At 42.3% G+C, this 499-nt stretch carries 1 protein-coding gene; it reads right to left on the bottom strand.

Annotated elements, in window-relative coordinates:
* Positions 1-499 (bottom strand): transposase (locus H5S41_RS00140; RefSeq protein ID WP_182601459.1); only part of this gene is annotated, 499 nt, incomplete at both ends.

The raw sequence follows: 499 nt of genomic DNA, 5'->3' as shown, positions 1-499 counted from the left end.
GCGATAGCCGTATCCATTTCCGTTCCGGTATTCTGATACTGACTTAGGATCGTGGTTAAACGTTGGCTATCTCGCTCATGAAGTGCCGCCGTAATTTCTTGATATGCAGTGTAAACAGTACTAAATTGAGGAAATTGATTTAGTACTAGGTCAACGGCATTCTGTTTAGTCATATACTCGTTGATCCCTCGTAAATAGACCGGCTTTTCCGGCTGCAGTTCGGTCGCTTTGAGATGGAAAAGTTTCCATTGTGATTTGAGTAGCTTGTATTCGCGAGTATGTTTATCCAGCAGTTTAAGAATATTAACTCGACAGTTATCAAGGGCGCGACCGACTAGTTGAACAATGTGGAAACGATCGATAATAATTCGGGCGTTAGGGAAAAGCCGGTAAATAAAGCTTTGATATTGGGCATTGAGATCGATTACGACCGTTTTAACCTGAGCGCGCTCTTTCTTGGAGTAGCGGTTCTCAAAATAATCAATAATTGACGGCGATA

It is taken from the genome of Limosilactobacillus albertensis (assembly GCF_014145555.1).
GTDB classification, from domain to species: domain Bacteria; phylum Bacillota; class Bacilli; order Lactobacillales; family Lactobacillaceae; genus Limosilactobacillus; species Limosilactobacillus albertensis.
This window is presented reverse-complemented; position numbering and strand designations above follow the sequence as displayed.